Annotated in this window: 23 protein-coding genes and 1 pseudogene; 8 read left to right on the forward strand and 16 right to left on the reverse strand. The window is 48.4% G+C overall.

Features of this window, described 5'->3' with window-relative positions; translation table 11 throughout:
- Positions 1-22: 22 nt before the first annotated feature.
- Together ACZ48L_RS02275 and ACZ48L_RS02280 are read left to right on the forward strand one after the other, a co-directional pair.
- Positions 23-331, forward strand: coding sequence for a helix-turn-helix transcriptional regulator (locus ACZ48L_RS02275; protein ID WP_025791139.1), 309 nt, complete (start codon positions 23-25; stop codon positions 329-331).
- Complete coding sequence (locus ACZ48L_RS02280; RefSeq protein WP_108235544.1) at positions 328-453, forward strand: XRE family transcriptional regulator; 126 nt, start codon at positions 328-330, stop codon at positions 451-453. The genes ACZ48L_RS02275 and ACZ48L_RS02280 overlap by 4 nt, the downstream gene beginning before the upstream one ends.
- Positions 454-735: 282 nt before the next feature.
- Here ACZ48L_RS02280 and ACZ48L_RS02285 read toward each other — a convergent pair whose 3' ends face one another.
- The 15 genes from ACZ48L_RS02285 to ACZ48L_RS02355 form a co-directional block, all read right to left on the reverse strand.
- The gene (locus tag ACZ48L_RS02285; RefSeq protein ID WP_025791136.1) at positions 736-1,623 is read right to left on the reverse strand and encodes a hypothetical protein; all 888 of its coding nucleotides are present in this window, start codon (positions 1,621-1,623) and stop codon (positions 736-738) included.
- A gap of 468 nt (positions 1,624-2,091) precedes the next feature.
- Positions 2,092-2,460, reverse strand: coding sequence for a hypothetical protein (locus ACZ48L_RS02290; RefSeq protein ID WP_013264841.1), 369 nt, complete (start codon positions 2,458-2,460; stop codon positions 2,092-2,094).
- Positions 2,461-2,750: 290 nt separating this feature from the next.
- Complete coding sequence (locus ACZ48L_RS02295; protein ID WP_174254475.1) at positions 2,751-2,966, reverse strand: hypothetical protein; 216 nt, start codon at positions 2,964-2,966, stop codon at positions 2,751-2,753.
- Positions 2,967-3,105: 139 nt separating this feature from the next.
- A complete protein-coding gene (locus ACZ48L_RS02300; protein WP_159102208.1) occupies positions 3,106-3,279 on the reverse strand; it encodes a hypothetical protein in 174 nt (57 codons plus the stop codon).
- Positions 3,280-3,543: 264 nt separating this feature from the next.
- Positions 3,544-3,759, reverse strand: a complete 216-nt coding sequence (locus ACZ48L_RS02305; RefSeq protein ID WP_013264015.1) for a hypothetical protein — start codon at positions 3,757-3,759, stop codon at positions 3,544-3,546.
- Positions 3,760-3,812: 53 nt separating this feature from the next.
- Complete coding sequence (locus ACZ48L_RS02310; RefSeq protein WP_013264447.1) at positions 3,813-4,034, reverse strand: hypothetical protein; 222 nt, start codon at positions 4,032-4,034, stop codon at positions 3,813-3,815.
- Between the two features lie 4 nt (positions 4,035-4,038).
- A complete protein-coding gene (locus ACZ48L_RS02315) occupies positions 4,039-4,518 on the reverse strand; it encodes a BTB/POZ domain-containing protein (RefSeq protein ID WP_025791129.1) in 480 nt (159 codons plus the stop codon).
- A 370-nt stretch (positions 4,519-4,888) separates the two neighbouring features.
- Entirely contained in the window at positions 4,889-5,392 is a 504-nt protein-coding gene (locus ACZ48L_RS02320; RefSeq protein ID WP_025791127.1) for a hypothetical protein, read from the reverse strand.
- Between the two features lie 13 nt (positions 5,393-5,405).
- Positions 5,406-6,203: a type IA DNA topoisomerase gene (locus ACZ48L_RS02325; protein WP_025791125.1), complete on the reverse strand. Its 798-nt coding sequence runs from the start codon at positions 6,201-6,203 to the stop codon at positions 5,406-5,408.
- A 124-nt stretch (positions 6,204-6,327) separates the two neighbouring features.
- Complete coding sequence (locus ACZ48L_RS02330) at positions 6,328-7,050, reverse strand: hypothetical protein (protein WP_025791122.1); 723 nt, start codon at positions 7,048-7,050, stop codon at positions 6,328-6,330.
- The gene (locus tag ACZ48L_RS02335) at positions 7,047-8,246 is read right to left on the reverse strand and encodes a toprim domain-containing protein (RefSeq protein WP_278537311.1); all 1,200 of its coding nucleotides are present in this window, start codon (positions 8,244-8,246) and stop codon (positions 7,047-7,049) included. Before ACZ48L_RS02335 ends, ACZ48L_RS02330 begins: the two co-directional genes overlap by 4 nt.
- 21 nt (positions 8,247-8,267) lie before the next feature.
- Positions 8,268-9,587 (reverse strand): ArdC family protein, encoded by a 1,320-nt coding sequence (locus ACZ48L_RS02340; protein ID WP_464722001.1) that lies wholly within the window; start codon positions 9,585-9,587, stop codon positions 8,268-8,270.
- Positions 9,568-9,795, reverse strand: coding sequence for a hypothetical protein (locus ACZ48L_RS02345; protein WP_004382186.1), 228 nt, complete (start codon positions 9,793-9,795; stop codon positions 9,568-9,570). Before ACZ48L_RS02345 ends, ACZ48L_RS02340 begins: the two co-directional genes overlap by 20 nt.
- A gap of 61 nt (positions 9,796-9,856) precedes the next feature.
- Positions 9,857-11,644: a MutS N-terminal domain-containing protein gene (locus ACZ48L_RS02350; protein WP_025791120.1), complete on the reverse strand. Its 1,788-nt coding sequence runs from the start codon at positions 11,642-11,644 to the stop codon at positions 9,857-9,859.
- A 159-nt stretch (positions 11,645-11,803) separates the two neighbouring features.
- A complete protein-coding gene (locus ACZ48L_RS02355; RefSeq protein ID WP_025791118.1) occupies positions 11,804-12,571 on the reverse strand; it encodes a DUF4099 domain-containing protein in 768 nt (255 codons plus the stop codon).
- Between the two features lie 85 nt (positions 12,572-12,656).
- Here ACZ48L_RS02355 and ACZ48L_RS02360 point away from each other — a divergent pair, with 85 nt between their 5' ends.
- Positions 12,657-13,715, forward strand: a complete 1,059-nt coding sequence (locus ACZ48L_RS02360) for a peptidoglycan DD-metalloendopeptidase family protein (protein WP_061450564.1) — start codon at positions 12,657-12,659, stop codon at positions 13,713-13,715.
- Positions 13,716-13,771: 56 nt separating this feature from the next.
- On the opposite strand, the gene ACZ48L_RS02365 is transcribed toward ACZ48L_RS02360, so the two are convergent.
- Entirely contained in the window at positions 13,772-14,458 is a 687-nt protein-coding gene (locus ACZ48L_RS02365) for a DUF4468 domain-containing protein (protein ID WP_025791116.1), read from the reverse strand.
- 234 nt (positions 14,459-14,692) lie between these two features.
- Here ACZ48L_RS02365 and ACZ48L_RS02370 point away from each other — a divergent pair, with 234 nt between their 5' ends.
- From ACZ48L_RS02370 to ACZ48L_RS02390, 5 genes and pseudogenes are all read left to right on the forward strand, one after another.
- Positions 14,693-14,902 (forward strand): helix-turn-helix transcriptional regulator, encoded by a 210-nt coding sequence (locus ACZ48L_RS02370; RefSeq protein ID WP_025791114.1) that lies wholly within the window; start codon positions 14,693-14,695, stop codon positions 14,900-14,902.
- A 191-nt stretch (positions 14,903-15,093) separates the two neighbouring features.
- Positions 15,094-17,127 carry a class I SAM-dependent DNA methyltransferase gene (locus ACZ48L_RS02375; RefSeq protein ID WP_464722002.1) on the forward strand — a complete coding sequence of 678 codons (2,034 nt, stop codon included), beginning with the start codon at positions 15,094-15,096 and terminating at the stop codon, positions 17,125-17,127.
- A 38-nt stretch (positions 17,128-17,165) separates the two neighbouring features.
- Positions 17,166-17,806, forward strand: a pseudogene (gene rhuM / locus ACZ48L_RS02380) (RhuM family protein).
- On the forward strand, positions 17,803-19,074 hold the full coding sequence (locus ACZ48L_RS02385) for a restriction endonuclease subunit S (protein WP_455077909.1): 1,272 nt from the start codon (positions 17,803-17,805) through the stop codon (positions 19,072-19,074). The pseudogene rhuM and the gene ACZ48L_RS02385 overlap by 4 nt, the downstream one beginning before the upstream one ends.
- A 12-nt stretch (positions 19,075-19,086) precedes the next feature.
- On the forward strand, positions 19,087-22,731 hold the full coding sequence (locus tag ACZ48L_RS02390; RefSeq protein WP_025791108.1) for a type I restriction endonuclease subunit R: 3,645 nt from the start codon (positions 19,087-19,089) through the stop codon (positions 22,729-22,731).
- Positions 22,732-22,790: the final 59 nt, after the last annotated feature.

Genomic DNA, 22,790 nt, shown 5'->3' on the forward strand with positions numbered 1-22,790 from the left:
TATGAGGTTGCTTGATGGCCACATGAACCAAATCATCAACAAACTGGAAGCGCACGAGAGCAAGACTCCCTCACGCTGGCGCGAGGCGGCTGAATACCGCCAGGCCAACAAGTCGTGGCTCCGCCACTCGCAGCGTATTGCGATGCTTATGCTCGACAAGATGGACGAACTCCATCTTACCCAGACAGAACTTGCCCGGCGCATGGGCTGCTCGCAGCAGTACGTGTCGAAGATACTTCGTGGCAAGGAAAACCTTTCCATCGAGACACTATGTAAGATAGAGGATGCCCTCTCACTCCATTTGCTCCCCAGCGAGGTAGAAGCCGTATGATGAAGCTATACTCACATGAAGATATGCTCGACCAGGTGTTGGGCAGCAAAGGCACTCCTGCCCGTAATGCTTATGAGCAGAAAATCAACTACCTCTTGAAAGATAAAAGAGATACGCATTAAGAAAAGATACCAAAGGTTTGTATAGATAGGATTTATACTGTATCTTTGCACCGCTAGAACCCACCAAGCCTCTCAACGATGCTCAAATGAGTTTGCAAATGAGGGCAATGGAAAGTGCACTTTCACATTGCCGAATGCAGCAAGCATTATACAAATGTGCGGGTCGTTTTTTTACAAAGCCGCCATTACCAAGGTGTAAGTCCTTGTAATGGCGGATTTTTATATTCGCAACTTTTTCAGAAAGGAACTTGTTGAAGAGAATAACAATTAATCGTTTCCAAATCAATGATTAATGGACAATATCTTATCATAGCTCACACCATTATATTCGTTCCTACGCCCTTTCAGCACAACTTTCATGGAGTCGAGAGGTTGATAACTGTGACGTTTGTAGAAATAAATTCTACTATATAATAGCATTTTAGTTGTATCTATGTCTATCATTTCACTTGCAACATCATACTTGAGAGAATGTCTGTCGCTTATTTTTGGGGGAAAGATAGCAAATTTGCCTTGTTGTTTGATTTTCCATAACAATTCATCGGTGCAATATTCCTTGATGATTTGCTGTAAAGATTCTGCGTCAAAAGGTTTGTAAAGACATTCATGGGAATATAACAAATAAAATTCGGTCACCAAATCTGATTCGTCTAAACTCTGTGGCATCAGGTATTTGTTGACGTTACCGTCTTTAGAGAATGCTAAAATGTAAGTGTATCCATCGTCTGTTTCAGGTAGGTATGAACCTACAAATAGATAGACTGTCGTATTAGAAACAGCAAAGAGGGGTCCGGCATATAGTTGTCGTTCATTATCTGGACTCCCTAATAGCCATGGCGTAGTTACAGCCTTTTGATGGAAAAGTGTTTTGCCATTTTTGGCAATTGTCACAAAAAGCGTTTTATCGTAGAAGTTCTCATTTTTTATCTTAATGCCATTGTCTGCAGTTTGTAATAGCATATGCCAATCCCTTACTATGGTATCAAGTTCGATGGTCATTTTAGACTTGGCATCCACAAAAGAATCCGATTTTCCATCAATGATGGAATGACCTCTTCCGTTCGCTCTTGAAACCATAGTTGCTTTTCTTTCACAACCAGCCGACATCAGCAGGATTACAATAATAGTGCTAAAGAATAGTAGATGGATATAGTTTAACTTTCTTCCCATAATTCACCTGTTTTAGTTTTAATATTGCAAATATAGTGAAAAATACATGAAAGTAAACACCCTTATGTTTGAAAAATATCGATGAAAAGCTTAATTAGCGTTCAATGGGTATCTTTTCGGCCTCCGAAAATGCTTGTCTTAATTGTCTTATATGTCTTGTCATTGATTATCAATGGGTTATATGCTGCTTGTTTTGTCTTGACTTGTCATCGCTTGTCTTAGAAAAGGGCTGAAGTGGAGAATCTTTCTAATTTAGTCAAATTAGATTAAGTCTTGTCCAATAATAAAGAATATTATATTACTGAATATCAACACTTTATGTGTTTATGACAAATAAGACAGAAAAGACAGCCAAAAAATATATGCCCTATGAAAAATAAAAAGGCGGAAGCTCCGCCTTTTCACTTAGCTGCACTCGGCAAAGTTGAAGTAAGCTCCCTTTGCTCTCGTTTGCAAAGTCTTTTGTTACTACTCTTCATATAGCCTTGACAGAAAGTCCTGTAGCCGCCTATCCTGTATCTCGGCAAGTGGGCATGGCTTAAAGTTCAGCACCTGCCTAATGCGCAACGTGCCCAGACCATACCGTGAGCCATCCACCGTGATGCCTTCCATCTCCTTCACAGAGGCGTAGCCATACTCCGTTTCAGCCATGCCGACGACGATACTGAATAAAGTGAAGTCATCGCCTTCTGGCTGTCCCTCCAGTACATACCAGCGGATGAGTCCAATCTCGAATACACAGACACAAGTAGCGTCCTTTTGCTTCCCATCCTGAGAATAAAGGGGGAAGTCCTTCAGCTGTTCGGCGAGTTCTGCCGTCATCAAACGATTTGCCATATAAAAAGCTATTGTGGAGCAGTGGTGAGCCACCCCGTTACCTTGATTTCGATTCTTTTCCCTCCTGTGAAGTCTAACGACTTCTTCGGGGAAACGATTTTCGAGCAAATAAGTCGCTATTGGACGACACATTCAACGGCAAGGAATTTTTCAAGTTTTTATTAGCTTACCACAACCAAACTAAGAACGGCCATTAAAAACCTGAAAAATAAGGCACTGGTACTTGACCAGAAGGTGCCAATAGCGAACTTCGCGAAGGAAATGGATGACCACCGAAGAAGGTTTATTTCTCACAGCAAAACGAGTGCGCAATGGCAGGTAATGAGTTGAAGAGAGCCGAAAATAGAATGGAAGAACTGCATGCAATGATGCGGACCTTCTTGCTGCAAGTCTGAAATAGAATGTGGTGTCTTCAACTCATCACTGGCCTTGCTGCGCACGGAATGACCTAACCTCTCTCCCTTGTCATTCTTCGTCCCTGAAGAATGATGGAAGCGGTATCGCAATGATTGCTGCTCTATGCGCAATGAATGGAGATACGGCCTTCAGGGAAATGGGCACAAAGCAGTTAGGTAAAACCTGTAAAGATAGTCAGTTTATCGTCAGTGCAACGAAAAAGTGAGTTACACCGACAATAAACTGGCGTTACACTGGATAGAGCGTGCGATATGGTGTGCATAGGCATGGAGCAGGAAGTAAGATAGGCGGAGCCGTGAAGTGGTCATGGGCGATAAGTCCTTGACAAGTGAAACAGCGGTAGCCTATCCTTCCTGCCCCCATTGCCCATGCACTCCATTCAGCACAAAACAACCTAACCACTCTCCCTTGTCGCTCTACGTTCCGACGGAGCGATGAAAGCGGTGTGGAGCCATCACGATCATTTATGGCGTGATAGCGAGATACGGCTTTCAGGGAAATAAAGTACTCCCAACGAATTGTCTTGTTTTCTGCGTCAAAAACAAGACTTTTTATCTCTGTTATTCATCCTTCCGATGGGCAATTCCCTCCCAAGCAGGCAGCGAACTGTGACCGCTGCCCGACTTTGAAAGCCGGGCATACCAGCCTGATATGCCCAGCCGTACCTTACTTCTCCCTGCTTATTCTGGCCACCTGCTTATAAGGGTGGTTACAGAAATTCCAGTCTATCTCATTGTCTGGCAGCGTGGTTTGTATGCCACTGTCCATGACCATGCCACAATGCTTTAGTATTTTATCCTTGGCTTCCTCCCTGCTTTCAGCTTCTACCTTGAAAGTACCCTCGAAGATGTATCGAGCCGTTACACTATACGTTTTCTTCATTGTAACTTGCTTTTGTGGAGTATGCCGATAGCTCGGCACACTCCTGGTTCTACTTAGTCAAACATCGTATTGACGTGGGTCTCAAACTCGTCATCGGAGTAGTTATAGAAAATATCGTCCTCCACATATCCGTAAAACAGATTGTCCACCGATGGATAGTCGCCCCTCCACTTGTCGCACACACTACAAGGTGCAAACAGGGCATCGCCCAACTGCGCATTGCAAATCTCCCTTGCATCAACGCCCTCTATCGAAAAAATACTGATATTCTCCATACGCTTAAAAATGAAAATCAATGATACCACCGATATAAAGCTCGTCGCCTTCCGTCAGATGCTCCACCATGCGCATCAACTCCGCCGACTTCTCCGCAAAGGTCTGATAGTCGTCATTGCAAAGGTAGAAGTGTGCTGCGGTATCGAGTGGGTTCTGTAATTCGTTTTCCAGCCGGTACACCTCACCGCAAAAGTTCATCACGTTTTCCATGTTCACCTTTGCAGCCCTTATCTGAATACGCTCCACCCACTCACGTTTCCACTGCTCAAAACCACCTTGATACACCAACGTCGTTTCATCTTTGAGGTGAAACATACCCAATGGCAGTATGTCATCTACGAGCGAGCAAACGGCTCTCTTCCGCTCTTCCTCAGATATGGCGGCACAGTAGTCGTAATCGCTGCCATCACCCTGCAACAAGGTATCTTCACAAAGATAGCCCTCGATGCGTTCTTCCGATAATTGAAAAATCCATGCGTGCATAACTTATAATTTTATGAGGTTAAACTTAATCTTTTCCCTTTTGTGAAGTCTTCAGACTTCTTGCAGGTACTTAATTTTCGAGCAAAACAGGACGGTATAAGCGGGAAAGATAAGGCAAGTAATGCACAGAAAATCGACGGAATACCCCAATCTATGATTGTTGGGAAGGCTGCCGTCTATTTTTCTGCGCATAGCCGTAGCGGTACTTGCCGTTCTTTCCTATGCCGTAACTTTGCAAAGAAAATGAGCACATGTAGCAAGGAGGCAACTGCAAACATGGAAATGATACACAAAAAATGGAGACTGTCTCACGACAATCTCCACCTAAACAAAAGAGAATTAACCCAATTCAACCAAAAATGCAATATCTTTATGGTAGCGGTAACTCAAACGTCCTTACTACCGCCTTGCCGTCCATGCTAATGAAGAACCACCGCTCAGCATTGTACTTCATGCCATGATGCGTTACCGCCTGATAGTCGATTTTCACTTTCCAGCCCGTCCATTCCTTCCTGTCAGTTGCCTGGCTAAGCATTTGCCTGATGTCCGAGTTGGCACGCATCTGCCTTTCAGCGAGATCCATCACGTAGAAGTCGTTGATGTCCAGCGACTGCATATTGTCAGTTCGCCTCATGATGCTGTCCGTTACCGATTTCATGATACGGACGATGCCTGCCTTCTCCTTTTGCGAGAAGTAGCTGAATCCAAACGCCGAGTCTGGTTCTGATATAGCCATCACCTGTAACTGCTTAGGATATTCCACCGACTGTTTCAGATTCTCCACTGCCAACTGCTTCAACGCATGACGTTTATTCGTACAACCAGTGAGGCATAACAATGCCACCACTAAATATATAATACTTTGTCTTTTCATCATCAATAACTAATTAAATCATGATTATTCTGTCCTTTTCAGGCGTTAGCTGCAGACGCTTGTAGTACACCGTACCGTCTTCCTTGTAGAACTCAATGCTGTCCCTCGTCACGCCCTGCTCACATATCTGCTTCACCTCCTCCACCGACACGGCATGACCGCTGATGTTACGCCAGATGGAGAACTTGCAGGGATGTTCGGTATTGCGGTAATTGGCACAGTTGTATGCCTTCAGCCCTACATGCAGGTCTCCCCCGCAATGCGGACACTTTGCGATGCGCGATTCCAGCTTCACCTTGCCCTCGGCTATCGACAGCGACGAGGCAAACATCTTCCACTCATTCGAGGCAAAGCCCTCCAAAGCGATATGCTTGCCATTCAAGAACGCCACAGCATCCTGCTCCGTAATCCTACGGTTGCAGATGATACCCGGAATCATAAAGTCGCACGAAGGATGCTCGCCGATGGAGTTTTCGCATCGGTAGCCCTTCGAGGTCTTACGCATTTTGCCCCCGCATATAGGACACACACCGTTGATATAATGCACACCGCACGAGACCTCCACCTTCCCGTTGCGAATTACGATTGCCGCCTTGAAATGCTGCCCGTCCCTGTTCTGCAGCGAGAGCATACCGGTATGGCCATACTTGACGAGCTGTGCAACCAGTTCCTCCGTCATTTCCAGATTAAACACACGATTAGGGATAACGAACCCGCAGGACTGCTCACTGCACTTCCACTCCTGTTCGTTATGTACCATTGTGCCCCTGCCACACACGGGGCAGGTCAGTAAATTGTCAGTATCACTCATTTTGTTATTTCTTTACGTTATATGTTACTCTATCTTTGGCAACCCTCCGTTTGCACCGCTCCTCCTCGAAATAACAAAGTGTAGCGAGTGCAAAAGTACAGAAAATTGCCCATATTCAGGCCTGTCAGATATATTTCCACTCATAGACCAGTCCATCCACAATCGCCTTCCCCGACATCACCGTGGCCCAGCCTTCTGGATCAAGCCCGAACCAAAGGTCATTCCACGAGTATGTCCTTACCTGCCATGCCAGCAACCAAAGGTCAGTATTGATGGTCTCCAGTTTCGTTACCACCTCATTGGCAATATAATACCGTTCCGCCGAAGAGAGGAGGTTTACCTTATGCTTCTCATTGATGGGCTTGCCCGTGGCATCATAGCCACTCACATTGTAAGTGCCGCTTGTCACCAGCTGTTGCATGAACGGATAGAGCGAAGCCATCTGCGTAGCAGCATCCGTCAGCTCGTCAGAAACCAACAGTGCAATGGCCGTACCTTTCAGATGGCCAGGCAGTGACTGGCGCAACAGGCTCATGTTTCGTGGAATCTCCACCGTCGTCAACTCTGCCGCCCGCTTGATCTGATAAAGGTTCTGCATGGCACCCTGGGCATTGGAAAGATACTCCAGCATCTTATCTTCCACCTTGTGCATCCTGTCCATGGCCACAGTGACCGCTGTTTCCGCTGCAATGATTTTCTTCTGTGTCTTCTCGCGGTCCTTGAAAATCTTTTTCAGCATCTCGCTCTGCGCTACCACGGCACCCGTCAGCATCGGGTCCGTCTGCTGCGCCATCAGAGGACAGAAAGTCAAACCGCCCAACAACGATATGATGAAAATTCGTTTCATAAGCACACTCCTTTCTCTCGGCGGTCAGCCAGATTGCGGTCCCTTGCAAACTTATTCTCTATGGGCACAACTTCCAACTGCTTACCCATCAACTGGTCGTTCCAGTCCTTGTAGTTCTCGGCAGCCTTCCATTCACCTACGTTATAGCGGATGTGGACATGCTTGCGAAGCTCACGGATCGACAATTGGTCGTTAGGAATGTTAAAGTTCTTATCACCAATGGTAATTTTTACCTCGCTATCTTCCTTATGTATATTCATGCGAATACCCTCCAACAGGGCAGCCATGCGGATGCCATAGATGCGTCCAGCAAGGTCATTGTCGAAACAGTCCATCGCCTTGGCTTCAGAGTAATGCGACATGATGCCTTTGACTTGTCCGTCAGAGAATGTACCGCCCAGCGACACGAACACCGAATGTGCAGCATCTAACCGAAGGTGATTCAGCTGATAGAACGCCATGATGTCGTAGGCACTCTCTGCGAAATACACATTTCGGATGTCAGCAGGCTCTCCACCTTGTGAGAGATCAGCTATCCATGCGCCCGTCGTCGAGTTGGTACCGGCAGCCTTACTCTTGAATGAACCGAAGCCTCGTATCTCATAGCCCACCACCTTGTCCTTACCAGCCTCCGTATAAGAGAAACCGATGTTGAACTGTTTGTAGGTGGTGTGGCAGCTGTCCCTTATCTGCTTGATGAACGGAGCGAAGACAGCCACCGTCTCCTCGTTGATGCCACGCTGGGCAAAGAAAGCCATTACCTCCGACAAATCACTGCCTATCTCCTTCGTCTCGTAGAGTTTAGGATCGAACACACGGTTGTCGCTATATCCGGCTTTCGCAAGATACAGGCTATCCCCATAGTCGGGAATCGGCTCGTTGGCAAAGCGGGCCATCACCTTACCGATGATTTCCCACTCGTTCCTGCCGGACTCGTGGAAGCTGTTAAGATTCTCACGAATCAGCGACACTACATCCCCGCCTTTCGCCCCGTTACGGCGAAAATAAGTCTGTGCGGCCTTCTCCTTTGGATTCTTGATGATGAGCTTATCCTTATGTCCGGTGGTATCAGGCAAGACCATTTCAATATATCTGCCCACGCCAGCCGAGCGGTCGAGACGATAGCCCAGATAATAGGCTATATCATCTACGCCTACCTTTGTTTTAAGGTCTTTGAAGTTTACTGTCTGTTTCATAACTGCCTACAAGTATAAAGGTTAGATTTTTACACGATGAGCTTGCTGCTGAGTCTGTGCCATGACCACATCGCCATAGCTCTTTTCCAGCGTGCGAGAGAGCAGGCGAGCCTTCTCCGCTTCCTCCGACAGAGAGAAATAGAGGATGCCCACATTCCGATCAATCGGCTTGAGTCCCAGCTCCTTGCCTTGGAAGGAGGCACGCACCGCATAGTCCCCGTCGTTCTGCTTGATAATCGAAGCGTTCTCAAAGACAATCTTGTTTTTAGGGGCTTCGGTAGATTGATTCCTGTTCTTGTCGAGCAAAGGTTCCTCGCCCAAAGCCATCTTCTGCTTGTCCACCTCTTCCAGCACCATGTTGGCAGCCTTGTTCACGTCGGCTATCACCGATACGATGAACTTTGGATTCTCTTTTAGCGTGGAGATCCAACCGTCGAGGTAGGCAGCGTTGTTATTCAGGATACGCTTGTCAAAGCCCATCGAGTTGCCCACCATCGCCGCCGTCAGCTCAGCCACCAGTTCCTCCTTGGCGTATTTCGCGTCGCCGAACTTCTCATGGCTGCCCCTGTTCAGCCGAGGTTCCGTACCCGTGGAGTGAGCCATCTCGTGCAGGGCCGTGGAGTAGTATTCCATACCGTCCTTATACACTTCCTCCGGTGTCTTGCCGATGTTGAACTGTTCTTTCCTTGGAATGACGATGATGTCCTTGGAGGGAGAAAAGTATGCACCGGGTACCTGCTTGTCATATTGGATAGGACAAATCCACTCCTGTTTCTCAAACATACGGTCGAGTGCCTTGCTTGTAAACATCCCCTCTGCATCACGCAGTTCAGGCGGTGCAAATAGCTTTTTGAGTGCTTCCACCTTATCAGGCTTCACCTCAGCCAGATTGGTCTGATCAACATTGAACACATTGTAGGCCTTTAGGAATGGAATGGTCTGCACCTGCATCCGCTCCGCAAGGCTCATCTTGCGGTAGGTGTCTTTGGTGATTTTGCGTCCGTCCTTGTCCCTTGCCATGATGTCCCAGTAGAGCACCGGCATGGCCGACTCGCCCTTCTTGACATACGCTCCCAAGTCATTGGTTTGCTTGAAGGTGAGATACACGGGCATTGAGTAGCCACGGAGAGCCGTGTCCAGTTGGAGGAAGAAAGAGTTACTTCCCGAATATCCACGCCCGGACACATTCTGAGGCATGGCACCGGGGGCGGTGGCACCGCCTATCCACTCCTTGTGCCAGCCCACGGACTTCATCTGTTCCATGCGCCCAATCATCATCTCCGTGAACCTGTCCACGGCTTTCTGACCGAGCGTCTTTGTTTCAGTTCCAGCTGTAGTCATAGTCGTCCTCTGCCAAGATTTGCTTGTCCTGCATACTCAGTTCCACCGACTCCATGTAGAACTCTGCGGTATCTTCACTCGGATGCGTGTTGTGTTCCTTGCACCACTGCATGAAGCCGTCCGCATGCTCGCCTTCGAGCGTGAACTGCAGCCACCCGATCCGTCTGTCCTGTTTGAGCTGGACCAGCTCTTCAAAACTATATGCCATTTTCTTTGATTTTATTTTGCCTGTATTTTGTAATTCATACTCACTATACCATAACCAAGCTCTACATCTTCAGTCCGTTGCTGATGGCTTGTTTCTGTCCCGACAGCACCTTGATGTCGTCCGAGAGATATTTGGCGGCCAGCTGCTCCCGTGTGACGGTCTTGGCTTGGAAGAGAGAAAAGCCGTCGTCAAAGGAAATTGCTTTCTTGTCCGTGCGCCCATTTTCGCCCACGGCAGCCGAAATCTTCCACTTACCGTCCATGTTGTCCTTCGCCACCCGGATGTCCTCCACCTTGATGTTGGCTGGGAGCTGATAGATGGCGTAGGCGGATGCCAGGTGCAGCCGTTCACCAAAGTTCTTTTCTACCAATGCCGCCGGTGTCGTCACGCGGTCGAAGAAAGCACTCTGGTCCGCTTTGGTCATGGGTACGGACATGCGCTGGTCGCCCACCTGTGCGTAGAGCTTGTACTTGCCATAGTCGGCACGCTGTTCATCTTTCTCCTTATACACCGTCATCTTGTCGATTACCCTGCCGTCAGATAGAATGTTGGCAGCTTTGTATTCCTCGGCAGACACCTTGGGAGCCAGTTTCGTCGGATAGTATTTCTGCATCATGTCCTCCACCTTCGCCTCCCGTTTCTGATAGGCTGCGATGTCGGCAGCGTCCATCTTCATAGGGTTGAGCTGCTTGCCGTTGAGTTGAGCCACATAGAACCAGTCGGCAGGATTCACCTTGGACTGGAAGGCATGGGCATGGGAAACTTTGTCGCCATTGACCGTTACCATCTGCGGCTCACGCGGCTGATGCTCCTGTTTGGCGGAAGCCGACTTGTCCACGTTCTTTCCTTCCTCTTTCTTTTCCTGCACTTTTGTTTCCTGTGCTTTTGTTTCCGTTTTTACCGATGTGGATTTCTCTACGCTTTGTTTCTTCTCCAGACTGTCCACGATGGCCACTCGAAGACCGGCACGGATGAGTTTTGGCAGGTTTGTGTCCAAAGCATGATGAGGGAATGTGACTTGCAGAGGGCCGTCCTCTGCCTTTGCCGGTTTTGTTGGCTTGATGGACAAGGTGTCAGCCACCTTGGAGGCATCAGCGTTCAGGGCCGTGTAGAAATCTCCCGTCCTGAAGAGCAGGACGGCATCAGGATGCTTCTCCTTCATGTTCTCGTACAGCTCTGCCAGCGTCTTTGACTTCGGGAGCTTCGCGGTTTTCTTTGCAGCTTTTTTCTCAGTCTGAGCCTTCGGCTCTTCCTTCGGGGTAGCTTGCTGTTGCACCTCTTCTTTTTTCTTGCTTGCCATATTGTTGTCAATTAAAGGGTAAATATCCGTTTTCCATTTGTTGGGCGTGAACTTATGCGTATCACCGAGCACCGCCATCAGCGTGTCCTGCCTGCCTATCGCTTCATAGGCAGCCATTGCCGTGTGCCCGGTGTCGAGTACATTATCAATGAGAATGGGTATCTTGTCTCTGGGCACCCTTCGGATGCGATAGAAGTAGAGCGGCACTTCATCGATCGAGCCATTGGCTTTCTTCACCAGATAAAGCGGCTCGTGGGTATTGCTTGCTAATGCGTCGATGACAGGTAGATGCAGTGCCTCGCTGATTTTCTCGGCAAGCGTTTTGGTGTAACCCGCCCTGCCCGTGCGGTTGGGAATGGGTACCAGTACCACCTGCTTGTCCTTAGGCATGACATTCCTGACGGCAGCCGTCATCATCGCTGCTGCCTTGGCAATGGCCATATCGTCCCCAGCCTTTACCTTTCGGGCAATGGGAGCAACCTTGGCATAGCCAGCCACGGAGCTGACGATGTAGTCGTAATCAAGATTTTTGTATTTCTTTCTACCCACCTTGCTTGTCGTGATATGCTTTAACGCTACGGTTCTACAACAGAAGAACTCGCCAACAAAGAAGAATGTTAAAGCACTCGCTGGCTCTTATGAAAGTGACAAGCCGGGAGCAGAATATTAAAGAATCCCTTGTTTGGGAGAATGGTTCTTAGTCCGGAGTTATCGTATCAAGCCAGTACGCTGTTTCTTTTCGATAGACTCAGAGGGGTTGTTGGTCATTGTCTGGCGTTCCACCACCTTCTGGTATTCCCAGCGGTTCTCGTCGGTCATCACATACCCTATAAAATCCTCGTGGGTATCATCGTAGCGCATCTGCTGAAGGCGTTCCCATTCCTTCATGTCGCCATTGACCACCTTGAAGCCCTGTGGCTCACGCAGGTCCACACCCACCGTTACCTTAGTGTCGCCGAGCGAAAGCTCCACGGGCTTTCCCTCCTGCAGAGCCTCCTTCTGGTTAGCCCCGAGTTCGATGTCCTTCACCTTGTCCCGTGTCATCAGTTCCGATTCGATAGACACACTGGCCACGTCACGGTGCATGAGCGAGTTGGTTTCCTTATCCAACTGGATAAATTTTACTTTCCTTTCTCCCTCCACGTCCACCTCCTTACGGACTACATCGCCCGACTGCACACGCTGGAGTTCAGTTTGATTGAGATTCAGCTCGTTGGCAATCTCCCGGCGAAGCGGATAAGTCATCAGCATCACTTGGTCGTTTTCATCCAGCACGAACTGGGCTTTAAGCGGTAACTGTATCACCTTGCCATTTGATGTTTCCATGTTGGCCACGAAGACAGGCGTTACCTCCCCACGAAGCAGCGGAACTTTCAGACCATCAGGCATCAACTCCAGTTTTTCCCTGTCGATACCCAACAGCATCAGTTTCTCTAAGACAGCTCCCTGAGCTTGAAAAGTCATCACATCTTCCATACGTTGAATGTTTATCGGTAAATTTGTCGAAAGAAGTCTTACGGCTTCTCGCCAAACAAAATTATTAAAAAAGCAATATGATAAGATGAGACGATACAGATTATTTCTATTGGTTTTTGTCGCTATGACAATTAGCATAAGGATGGCAGCGCAGTTTTATACCCTCCGTCCGGAGGTAGTTCGCAAACAGGTAAAGGTTGAAAAACAAGCGGTTACAAGGCGAAAAGCAGACAGCATAAGTGCAAAGCGACCTGAAGTAACCTTTCAAACTGGCCATGGATTTGAAATCACCATTGAGAAGGACGTACCACTGTTTGTCAATGTGAAGGACTCCCTACTTTTCAATCTGATTAGCCAGCGCTTGAATGTCTGCCTTCCGCTCGACTTTTTGAAACTCAATTCAGCTTTCGGCTATCGCAAAGACCCTGTAAGTAGATGCACGGCGTTCCATGACGGCATAGACCTGCAATGCAACCATGCACGAGTCTATGCGATGCTGCCCGGTATCATCAAGGAGGTACATTTCGGGAACAGAGGTTATGGCAACTATGTTGTATTGGAACATGGCATCTTTGAGTGTCTGTATGGCCATCTTGACCAGATAACCGTAAGAACTGGCGATGCCGTTTCGGCAGGAACCATCGTAGGAATATCAGGAAACACAGGCAAAAGCACCGGCCCACACCTCCATATCAGAATCAGGAGAGGTGGGAAGAGCGTCGATCCCAATATTTTCGTGGATTATCTTAACGGTTACATCACGCAGCTACAGGATAAGATGGCATACGTTAGATTCGGGACAAAGCCCGACAAGGAGTTGAACATCGAGAACCTGATGGCTGTTCTCCGGCAGTATGATGTAAAGTTCCCACAGATAGTTGCCGCACAAGCTCTGCTTGAAACAGGCTATTTCACTTCACGGGTATGCTTAGAGAACAACAACCTCTTCGGACTCCGCCGTCCCAGCAATGGCAGCTACTACACCTTCAACTCATGGGAGGAAAGCGTGAAGGCCTATAAGGATTATGTGCAGTATAAGTACAAAGGTGGCAACTATTACGAGTTCCTGAATAGGATTAGGTATGCGGAAGATGGAAGTTATATATCCAAAGTGATGAACCTTGAAAGGAGCCTTTTCTTGTAGAGCAAAAAAAGTCCTGCAGCATAGAAACTGCAGGACTTCAATGTTAGTTGTGGCTATTACCAGTTATCATTCTCATTACCCACCAGACCATGTTTGGCGGCTTCCTCTATCTTGTCGAGCAACACATTCGAGTAGGCGTAAGACATCACGAGTGCCTTGCTTGATGTTCTCTTGGCATGATGGACATCTTTCTCCGTGAACGGATAACACTTGTCAAGTACCCATTTCTCCTCAACCCTTGTAGGGATAGAGCCTGCAAGTGCCCCCATGATGCCACCTCCAGCAAGCACCGTCACGTCATAGTGATCGATGGAGTAAGTTACCCTGATTTTACCTTCCTTGATATCCACTCTAATCACAGGCTTGATACTCACGTTGTAAGAGTTCGTACCTCCGGCATGACCAGCGATGTCGGCCATATAGCCCGATGCGATGATGACACCACTCTCCTTGTCGTTCAACTTGATCACAGAGTTGGCATCGTTGAAGGTTGCGGTAAACCAGTAGTTGAGGTTCACGTACAGCTGCTCCGCTGACTGCCCGTCACACGAGATAACCTGCACGAAGGTCATTGCGTTGTTCTTGTCGAGTTCAATGCTCTTCGAGATGTTGGCGGCAGCTTCTGTCCACTTGTCGCCATACTTCTCCTTGGCGTACTTCTCCAACTCATCTACACGCATAATCTGCGCATTCGCACACACGGTTGTCATAACAAAGGCAATCATTAACAGTAGTTTCTTCATAACTGATTAGTATTAAATTAGAACAATATTTGTTTCTGCTTGCAAAGTAAATACACAACAGCGCAACCATTTTGCATCATTCCATAAAAAGTAGTCTTTCACGATGAGAAAGAAGGTTGTTTGACGGTCAAAACAACAAAAGAAGGAATATTCCACATTATTTATAATAAGCAGAGGCTTCTCTCGAAAAAATTCATTATATTTGTGCCGTAAGCATTTTAATTCCTAAGCGACATGGCAAAAGACATCAATCGAATCAAGGTCGTGCTTGTTGAGCATAAGCGCACCAACAAGTGGCTCGCCGAACAGTTGGGCATCAATCCGACTACTGTTTCCAAGTGGTGTACTAACACCACCCAGCCTAATATAGAAACATTCATTCAAATTGCAAAGATATTGGAAGTAACAGTAGAAGATCTCCTTGCTAAGAATAATGACCAATAACCCATTACTGCTATGCTCAAGAAAGAATAACGTGAACTTCCCGATCATTTTCCCGTTTGTATTCACTACATCGCTCTATCAAGAAGAGTTAATCATGCCAAGAGCAAGAAAAATCATCACAACAATGCACCTCTGTTGCATTGTTAATTTGTATCTTTGCAAATAGAAATTAAAAACTGAAGCATAATAATATGGAACAACAACAATACAACAAGCTCTTCACATTCCTCTGGAACATTGCCAACGACGTGTTGGTACAAGCATTCGAGAAGGGCGACTACAAGAAGATAACACTGCCCTTTATCGTGCTGCGTCGCCTGGACCTGCTCCTTGCCGACACCAAGCAACAGGTGCTGGACTTTAGTAAGACAGATACTTTCAGGGAGTTGCCCGAAGAGAGCCAAGAGAGCCAGCTCTGCATGCTCACCCGTCACCCCTTCTACAATGTCTCACCGTTTACCATGAATATGTTGCGTGGCGAGACCGACGAGACGCGTCTGCTGCTCAACTTCAGGGCCTACCTTGACGGATTCAGCAAGCATGTGCAGGACGTGATCACCAAGTTTGACTTGCGCCACTACGTGGAGAAGCTCAACGACGTACACCGTCTGGGCATGATGATCGACAAGATGACCGATAAGAGCATCAACCTCGGCATGCGCCCTGTGCTCGACGATGAGGACCATGAGAAGCTACCAGCGCTCGACAACCACACCATGGGAACGCTGTTCGAGGAGCTGCTTCGCAAGTTCAACGAGGACTACAGCGTGACCGAGGCAGGAGAGCACTACACCCCGCGCGACTATGTGGCACTGCTCGCCGACCTTGCCGTGCTGCCTGTTGCCGACCAATTAAAGAACGGCACTTACGACATCTACGACGGTGCCTGCGGTACGGGCGGCATCCTGAGCATTGTGCAGGAACGCTTTGCAGAAATAACCAATGAGAAGGGACGCCGCTTCAAAACCAGCCTCTTCGGACAGGAGCTCCAACCTGAGACCTTTGCCACCTGTAAGGCGGATCTCATGCTCAGTGGCAATAGCACCACCTTCTCTTATATCCATAACGGAGTGGTGCGCGACCGCTTTGCCAATGGCAGCACCATCAGCGAGAACGGACACCCGGGCCGCAAGTTCGACTTCTGCATCTCTAACCCGCCTTTCGGCACGCCTTGGAAAGCCGACTTGGAAAAATGGGGACTGAAACCCATCGAGAAGAAGAACATTCAAGATCCACGCTTCTACTGGCCCGACTCCGACAAGAGCTTCATTCCCGACATCGGCGACCCGCAGATGCTGTTTCTTGCCAACAACGTAAGTCGCATGAAGACCGAGGGACAGGGCACACGCATCGTCGAGATACACAATGGCTCCAGCCTCTTCACGGGCAATGCTGGTGGTGGAGAGAGCAACCTACGTCGCTACATCATCGAGAACGACATGCTGGAGGCCATTATTGCCGTGCCGCTCAACATGTTCTATAACACGGGCATCGGCACCTTCGTATGGATAGTTACCAACCGCAAGGAAGAGCGTCGCCGAGGCAAGGTGCAGCTCATCGATGCCACCAGCATCTCCACCCCGCTGCGCAAGAACCTGGGCAACAAGAATTGTGAGATCGACGAGGAGGGACGCAAGGCTATCCTCCAGCTTCTCACCGACTTCCGTGAGACCGAACAGTGCCGTATCTTCGACAACCGTGAGTTCGGCTATTGGCAGATTACCGTGCAGCGACCACTCAGGTTGAGAGTTCTCACAGACATCAACTGGGACGAGGTGGGCTTGAAAGAAGCAGAGAAGGTAGAGTGTAAAGCCGCTATAGAGAATGTACCCGCCGACACGCCCCTTGACGACTGGGAGGGCTATGCTTGCCAGCTGAAGCTGAAGAAGACGCTCGCCAAGAAGCTCCGTCCGTTTGTCACCGTTACCGCCCCTTCAGCCAAAGCTGTAGAGGGCGAAGCCGACCCCAAGCTGAAAGATACAGAGCAGGTACCTTTGTTGTACCCAGGCGGTATAGATGTCTTTATGCAAAACGAGGTGCTACCCTACGCTCCCGATGCTTACGTGGACGAAGATGCAACCGTTGTCGGCTACGAACTCTCGTTTACCAAATACTTCTACAAGCCTGTGCAGCTGCGCTCTATAGCCGACATCAAGGCGGATATTCGCGCCATCGAAAAGAATACGGATGGACTGCTGGAAGAAATTTTAAGTGATAGAGGTTAAGTGTTAGGTGTTAGGTGTTAAATGTTAAGTAATCAACCATGGATAGTAAAGGCGAGATAAAGATTTATCAGTTGCAGGACGGGCAGACGACCATCGACGTGCGACTGGAGAACGAGACGGTGTGGCTGAACCGTAATCAAATAGCTACACTGTTCGACCGCGATGTGAAAACTATTGGTAAGCACATCAACAATGCGCTCAAGGAGGAACTGGAGGGCGAAGTGGTTGTCGCAAAATTTGCGACAACCACTCAGCATGGTGCTTTGGAAGGCAAGACGCAGACCCACATGACAGACTATTATAATTTGGAGATGATTACGTCGGTGGGCTATAGAGTAAAATCGAAACGTGGCATAGAGTTCTGTCGATGGGCCAACACCGTGCTGAAGGAATACCTCGTCAAGGGCTATGCCGTCAAGAACGACCTTGCTCGCTAGCGATGCTGCTCTATTTCGTTACTAAAAATCACAGTTTTAGCGATGGCAACAAGCGCATTGCTGCCACGCTCTTCCTATGGTTCATGAACAACAACGGCATTCTTTACAACCCTGACGGCTCTAAGCGTATCGGCGACAACACCCTCGTGGCACTCACCTTGATGATTGCGGAGAGTCGGACAGAGGAGAAGGATACCATGGTAAAGGTGGTGGTGAACCTTATAAATAAGAAAAACGTATGAAGAAATATCCAAAATATAAAGACTCTGGGGTAAGCTGGATTGGAGAGATACCGGAGCATTGGAAGTTTGCTCATTTAAGGAACTATCTTAAGCTGGTCTCAGATAAAGGACATCCCAACGAAATACTTTTATCAGTAACAAGGGATAGAGGTGTTATTATTAGAAATGTTGATTCTAAGGAAGAAAACCATAATTTTATCCCTGATGATTTATCGGGATATAAGTTAGTGAAAGTAGGTCAATTCGCTATTAATAAGATGAAATCGTGGCAAGGCTCATATGCTGTGTCAGAATATCAAGGAATTGTAAGCCCTGCATATTATATATGTGACCTAAACTTCCCGTATAAAAAATTCTTTAGTATTGCAATCAGAAGTAGAGCATATATACCTTTTTTTACTCAGTATTCAAAAGGTATTAGGGTTGATCAGTGGGATTTATCTCCAATCGCACTAAAAAGTATTCCTTTTATAGAGCCCCCTCTTCCAGAGCAGCAGGCTATTGTGTCATTCCTTGATGCAAAGACCGCGCAGATTGACCGCTTTATTTCCGAGGCCACCAAAGAGATAGAGAAGCTAAACGAACTGAAGCAGGCACAGATAGCCCACTTGGTGATGCACGGCACCAATCCCGATGCACCCATGAAGGATAGCAACATCGTATGGATAGGACAGGTACCAGAGCATTGGGAGGTAAGGAAAATGAAATTTCTTTTTGACGAGCGCACAGAGAAAAACCATCCCGAAGAACCAATACTTTGTGCCACTCAAGCTCATGGTGTGATCCCTCAATCAATGTATGACAATCGAGTGGTTGTGGTGAATACGGGCTTCCAGAACTTAAAGTTTGTGGAGGTTGGTGATTTCGTTATAAGTTTGCGTTCGTTTCAAGGAGGCATAGAGTATGCACATTATCAAGGCATCATCAGTGCTGCTTATACTATCTTACGTTCAAAGGGTGATTTAACCAATGATTATACAAGATACTTGTTCAAGTCATTTCCTTTTATACAGCTCCTTAAGACCTGTGTGAAGGGTATTCGAGAAGGGCAAAATATCAACTATGATATGCTAAAGAATAATTATCTATTTGTTCCTCCAAAACAAGAGCAGACCGCCATTGTCTCTGCCATCAACAGTCTAAATAAAAGGATTGATATGCTTACCTCACAGCTTGTCGATCAGATAAACCACCTGAAGGAGCTGAAGCAGCGCATCATCAGCGATGCAGTAACAGGCAAAATTGACGTGAGGGAAGTAAACAATTAAAGGCAAAATAAAATGACTACAGATACATCAGAGAAAGGTTTGGAGGAAACGATAGAAAGCGTTCTCCTCAACAGCGGGTACGAAAAGCGCACAAGCAAGGATTTTAATACCGATTACGCCATTGACGAGGGTATGCTGCGCACCTTCCTTGAGAGCACCCAACGCGACAAGGTACAGCGTGCTCGCATCTACGACAGTGAGGTGAACACCCGTAAGTTTTACGAGCGGCTGCGGGGGCAGATTACCCAGCGTGGCATCGTGGATGTGCTGCGCCAGGGCGTGGAGCACAATGCCACCAAGTTTATTTTGTACTTTCCCACGCCGCTCGATGCCAACTTGCAGGCAAAGGCGTTGTACGAGAACAACCACTTCTGCTGTGTGCGCCAGTTGCACTACTCCAAGCTTTACCCCGAACTGAGTATCGACATGGTGCTGATGCTCAACGGTCTGCCCATCATCACCATGGAGCTGAAGAACGACCTCAGCTGTCAGACCGTGGCCGATGCCATACACCAGTATCGCACCGACCGTGACCCCAAAGAACTGCTGCTGCAGAAAAAGCGATGTGCCGTACACTTTGCCGTGGACGACAACGAGGTGATGATGTGTACAGCCCTCAATGGCGAAGCATCGTGGTTTCTGCCCTTCAACAAAGGAGTAGATGACGGTGCTGGCAATCCCGTGAACCCCAACGGGCTGAAGACTGCCTATCTGTGGGAAGAAATTCTGCAGAAGGCGAGCCTGAGCGACATACTGGAGAACTTTGCACAGGTGGTGAAAGAGAAAGACGAGGACACGGGCAAGACGAAGGAGAACGTGATCTGGCCCCGCTATCACCAGTTGGAGTGTACACGTGCCCTGCTTGCCGACACCCGTGTAAGCGAGAGCGGTCGCCGCTACCTCATACAGCACTCCGCAGGGTCGGGCAAGAGCAACACCATCACCTGGACAGCCAAGCAGCTGGTAGACCTGAAAGAGGCTGACGGCATCACGCCCCACTTTGAGAGTGTGCTGGTCATTACCGACCGCGTGGTGCTCGACAAGCAGATACGCGATAACCTGCGCTCGTTTATCACCAAGAAAGACATCGTGACGTGGGCCGACGACAGCGAAGCACTGAAAGAGGCGCTGAACAAGGGCAAGAAGGTCATCGTGAGCACGGTGTGCAAGTTCCCGTTCATCTTGCAGACTATCGGCACCGAACTGAGGAACAAGCGTTTTGCCGTCATCATCGACGAGGCACACAGCAGTCAGAGCGGCGACATGGCAAGTGCCCTCAACAAGGTGCTCAGCGGACACGGACTGAAAGGCGTGAGCATGGAAGACAATGAGGAGGGGCTCAACACACTGATGGAACACGTGGTGGAAGGCCGACTGATGGCAAAGAATGCCAACTTCTATGCCTTCACTGCCACGCCCAAGAACAAGACGTTACAGATGTTTGGCGACGAATACATCAAGCCTGATGGAGAGAAAGGGCATCGTCCCTTCCACCTCTACAGCATGAAACAGGCCATAGAGGAAGGGTTTATCCTTGACGTTACGAAGAATTACACCACTTACGACAGCTTCTACAAGATACTGAAGAATACCGAGGCAAACCCCATGTTTGACAAGGATCAGGCTGCCAAGAAGCTCCGTGCATGGGTGGAGAGCCGTCCCGAAACGGTAAAGAAGAAGGCACGCATCATGGTGGAACACTTCCACGAGAGCGTGTGCCACAAGATAGGCGGTGAGGCACGGTGCATGGTGGTATGCAATGGTATAGAGCGTGCCATCGATTACTTCTTTGCCATCAAGCGACTGCTGGCTGAGCGCAACAGCCCCTACAAGGCAATCATTGCCTTCTCGGGCACGAAGGAATATGGTGGCAAGAGCTACGACGAGGCACAACTCAACCAGTTTCCCTCGTCGAAGATAGAAAAGACATTCAACACCGATGGCTACCGCTTCCTCGTCGTGGCCGACAAGTTTCAGACAGGTTACGACAACAAGCTGCTCCACACCATGTATGTGGATAAGACGCTGAGCGACATCAAGGCGGTACAGACACTCTCGCGCCTGAACCGTGTGCACCCGCTGAAGAAGGATACCTATGTGCTCGACTTCGTGAACTCGGCAGAGGATATAGAGAAGTCGTTCCAGAAGTATTACAAGCAGACATCGCTGAGCCATGAGACCGACATCAACAAGGCTAGCGACCTGCTCGACATCTGCGACCAGAGCCTGGTCTATGAACAAGAAGAAGTAGAGGACTTCAACCAGAAGTACTGGTGCGGTGCCGATCGCACAGAGCTTGATCCGATACTCGACACATGCCGAGAACGCTTCGTACAGATAGGCGAGGAAGACGGCGAAGACCGCCAAGCAGAGATCAAGGGAGCCATGAAGTCGTTTGTGCGTTTGTATGAGTTCATCGCCGCCCTGCTGCCCGAAGGTGTACCAGAGTGGGAAAAGAAAAACACCTTCTTCCACTTCCTGCTGCGCAAACTTCCGAAGCTGAAACGCGAAGACTGGGCAGAAGGACTGTTGGAGCTGGTTGACTTTGACAAGTATCGCGTGACGAAGAAGACCGACGAGGAGATACGCCTGAAGAATGAGAATGCTGAGGTGGAGCCTATCCCGGTAGGACAGCCGGGCGGTGGGCAGCCCGACCCTAACATGGAGACGCTCGACAAGATAGTGGACGACTTCAACACCTTCCTCGGTGGCATAGAATGGAAGGATACCGACACGGTGAAGCAACAGTACACCCAGGCTGCCAGCTCGCTCCAGGTAAACGACGAGGTGCGTGATGCATTGCTCAACAATGATGAAGACACCAAGATGCAGGTAATACACGACAACATGTCAGACATCATCGGCATTCTCACTGCAAATGCCAGCGAACTCCAACTACGGTATGCCACTGACCCGAATGTGCGCCAGATTATTGACGCTTCATTGCTCCAGCATTTGGAAGAACAGTTTAATCCTTCTTACAACGAGCAGCGGCTGAAAGAAAAGCTCAACGAGGCTTATGCTAGTGATTTCGCGGAGTTGTGCGGTGTGCGCTATCGTGCATTAACAGAGGTAATCGACTGGTATTTCAGCGTGTTGGAAGCTACGACAACCTCTAAGTTGGATGGTATCAAGTCGATCCGCCGTATCCTCAACCTAGCCTATCGCACAATAGGACGTGACGAGGATATGGAAGAGTGGCTGAAGTTGTTGTTGAGTGGTTTTGAACCCTACATGAAGAAGATATACTATCTCTGTAAAGGTAACGAACTGTCGCGTACAGACGGAGGCTTTGTCCAGTTCCTCGACGCAGCCAAGGCTGTCGGGGTAAACAAGTTGCATTACGATGTAGAGGATTATCTCAACCAGATGAAAACCTATTACGAATTTGTACACCAGCAGCGTAATGATACCACCCATCAAGCACCAGTCATCGAGCCACGCGACCTGAAGCCCGGCATACACATGACCGTGGCCATGTATCTCTATGCCACCATGATCAATATCACCGATATGGAGATGGGTGGAATGATTGATAGACCAACGAATAATAAGTCTCACTCTCATCCAGATTCCGCTCAACGAGGATACGAGCTGATTGATGATAGTAAGCAAGGATACTTCATAGCAGCGGAGCCTGGGCCAGGAGAGAAATAATTTCAAAGACATCTGGCACGCTCTTTAAGATATGCCAAAATAGAAAATCAAAAATTTAG

The organism is Prevotella histicola, from assembly GCF_055385135.1.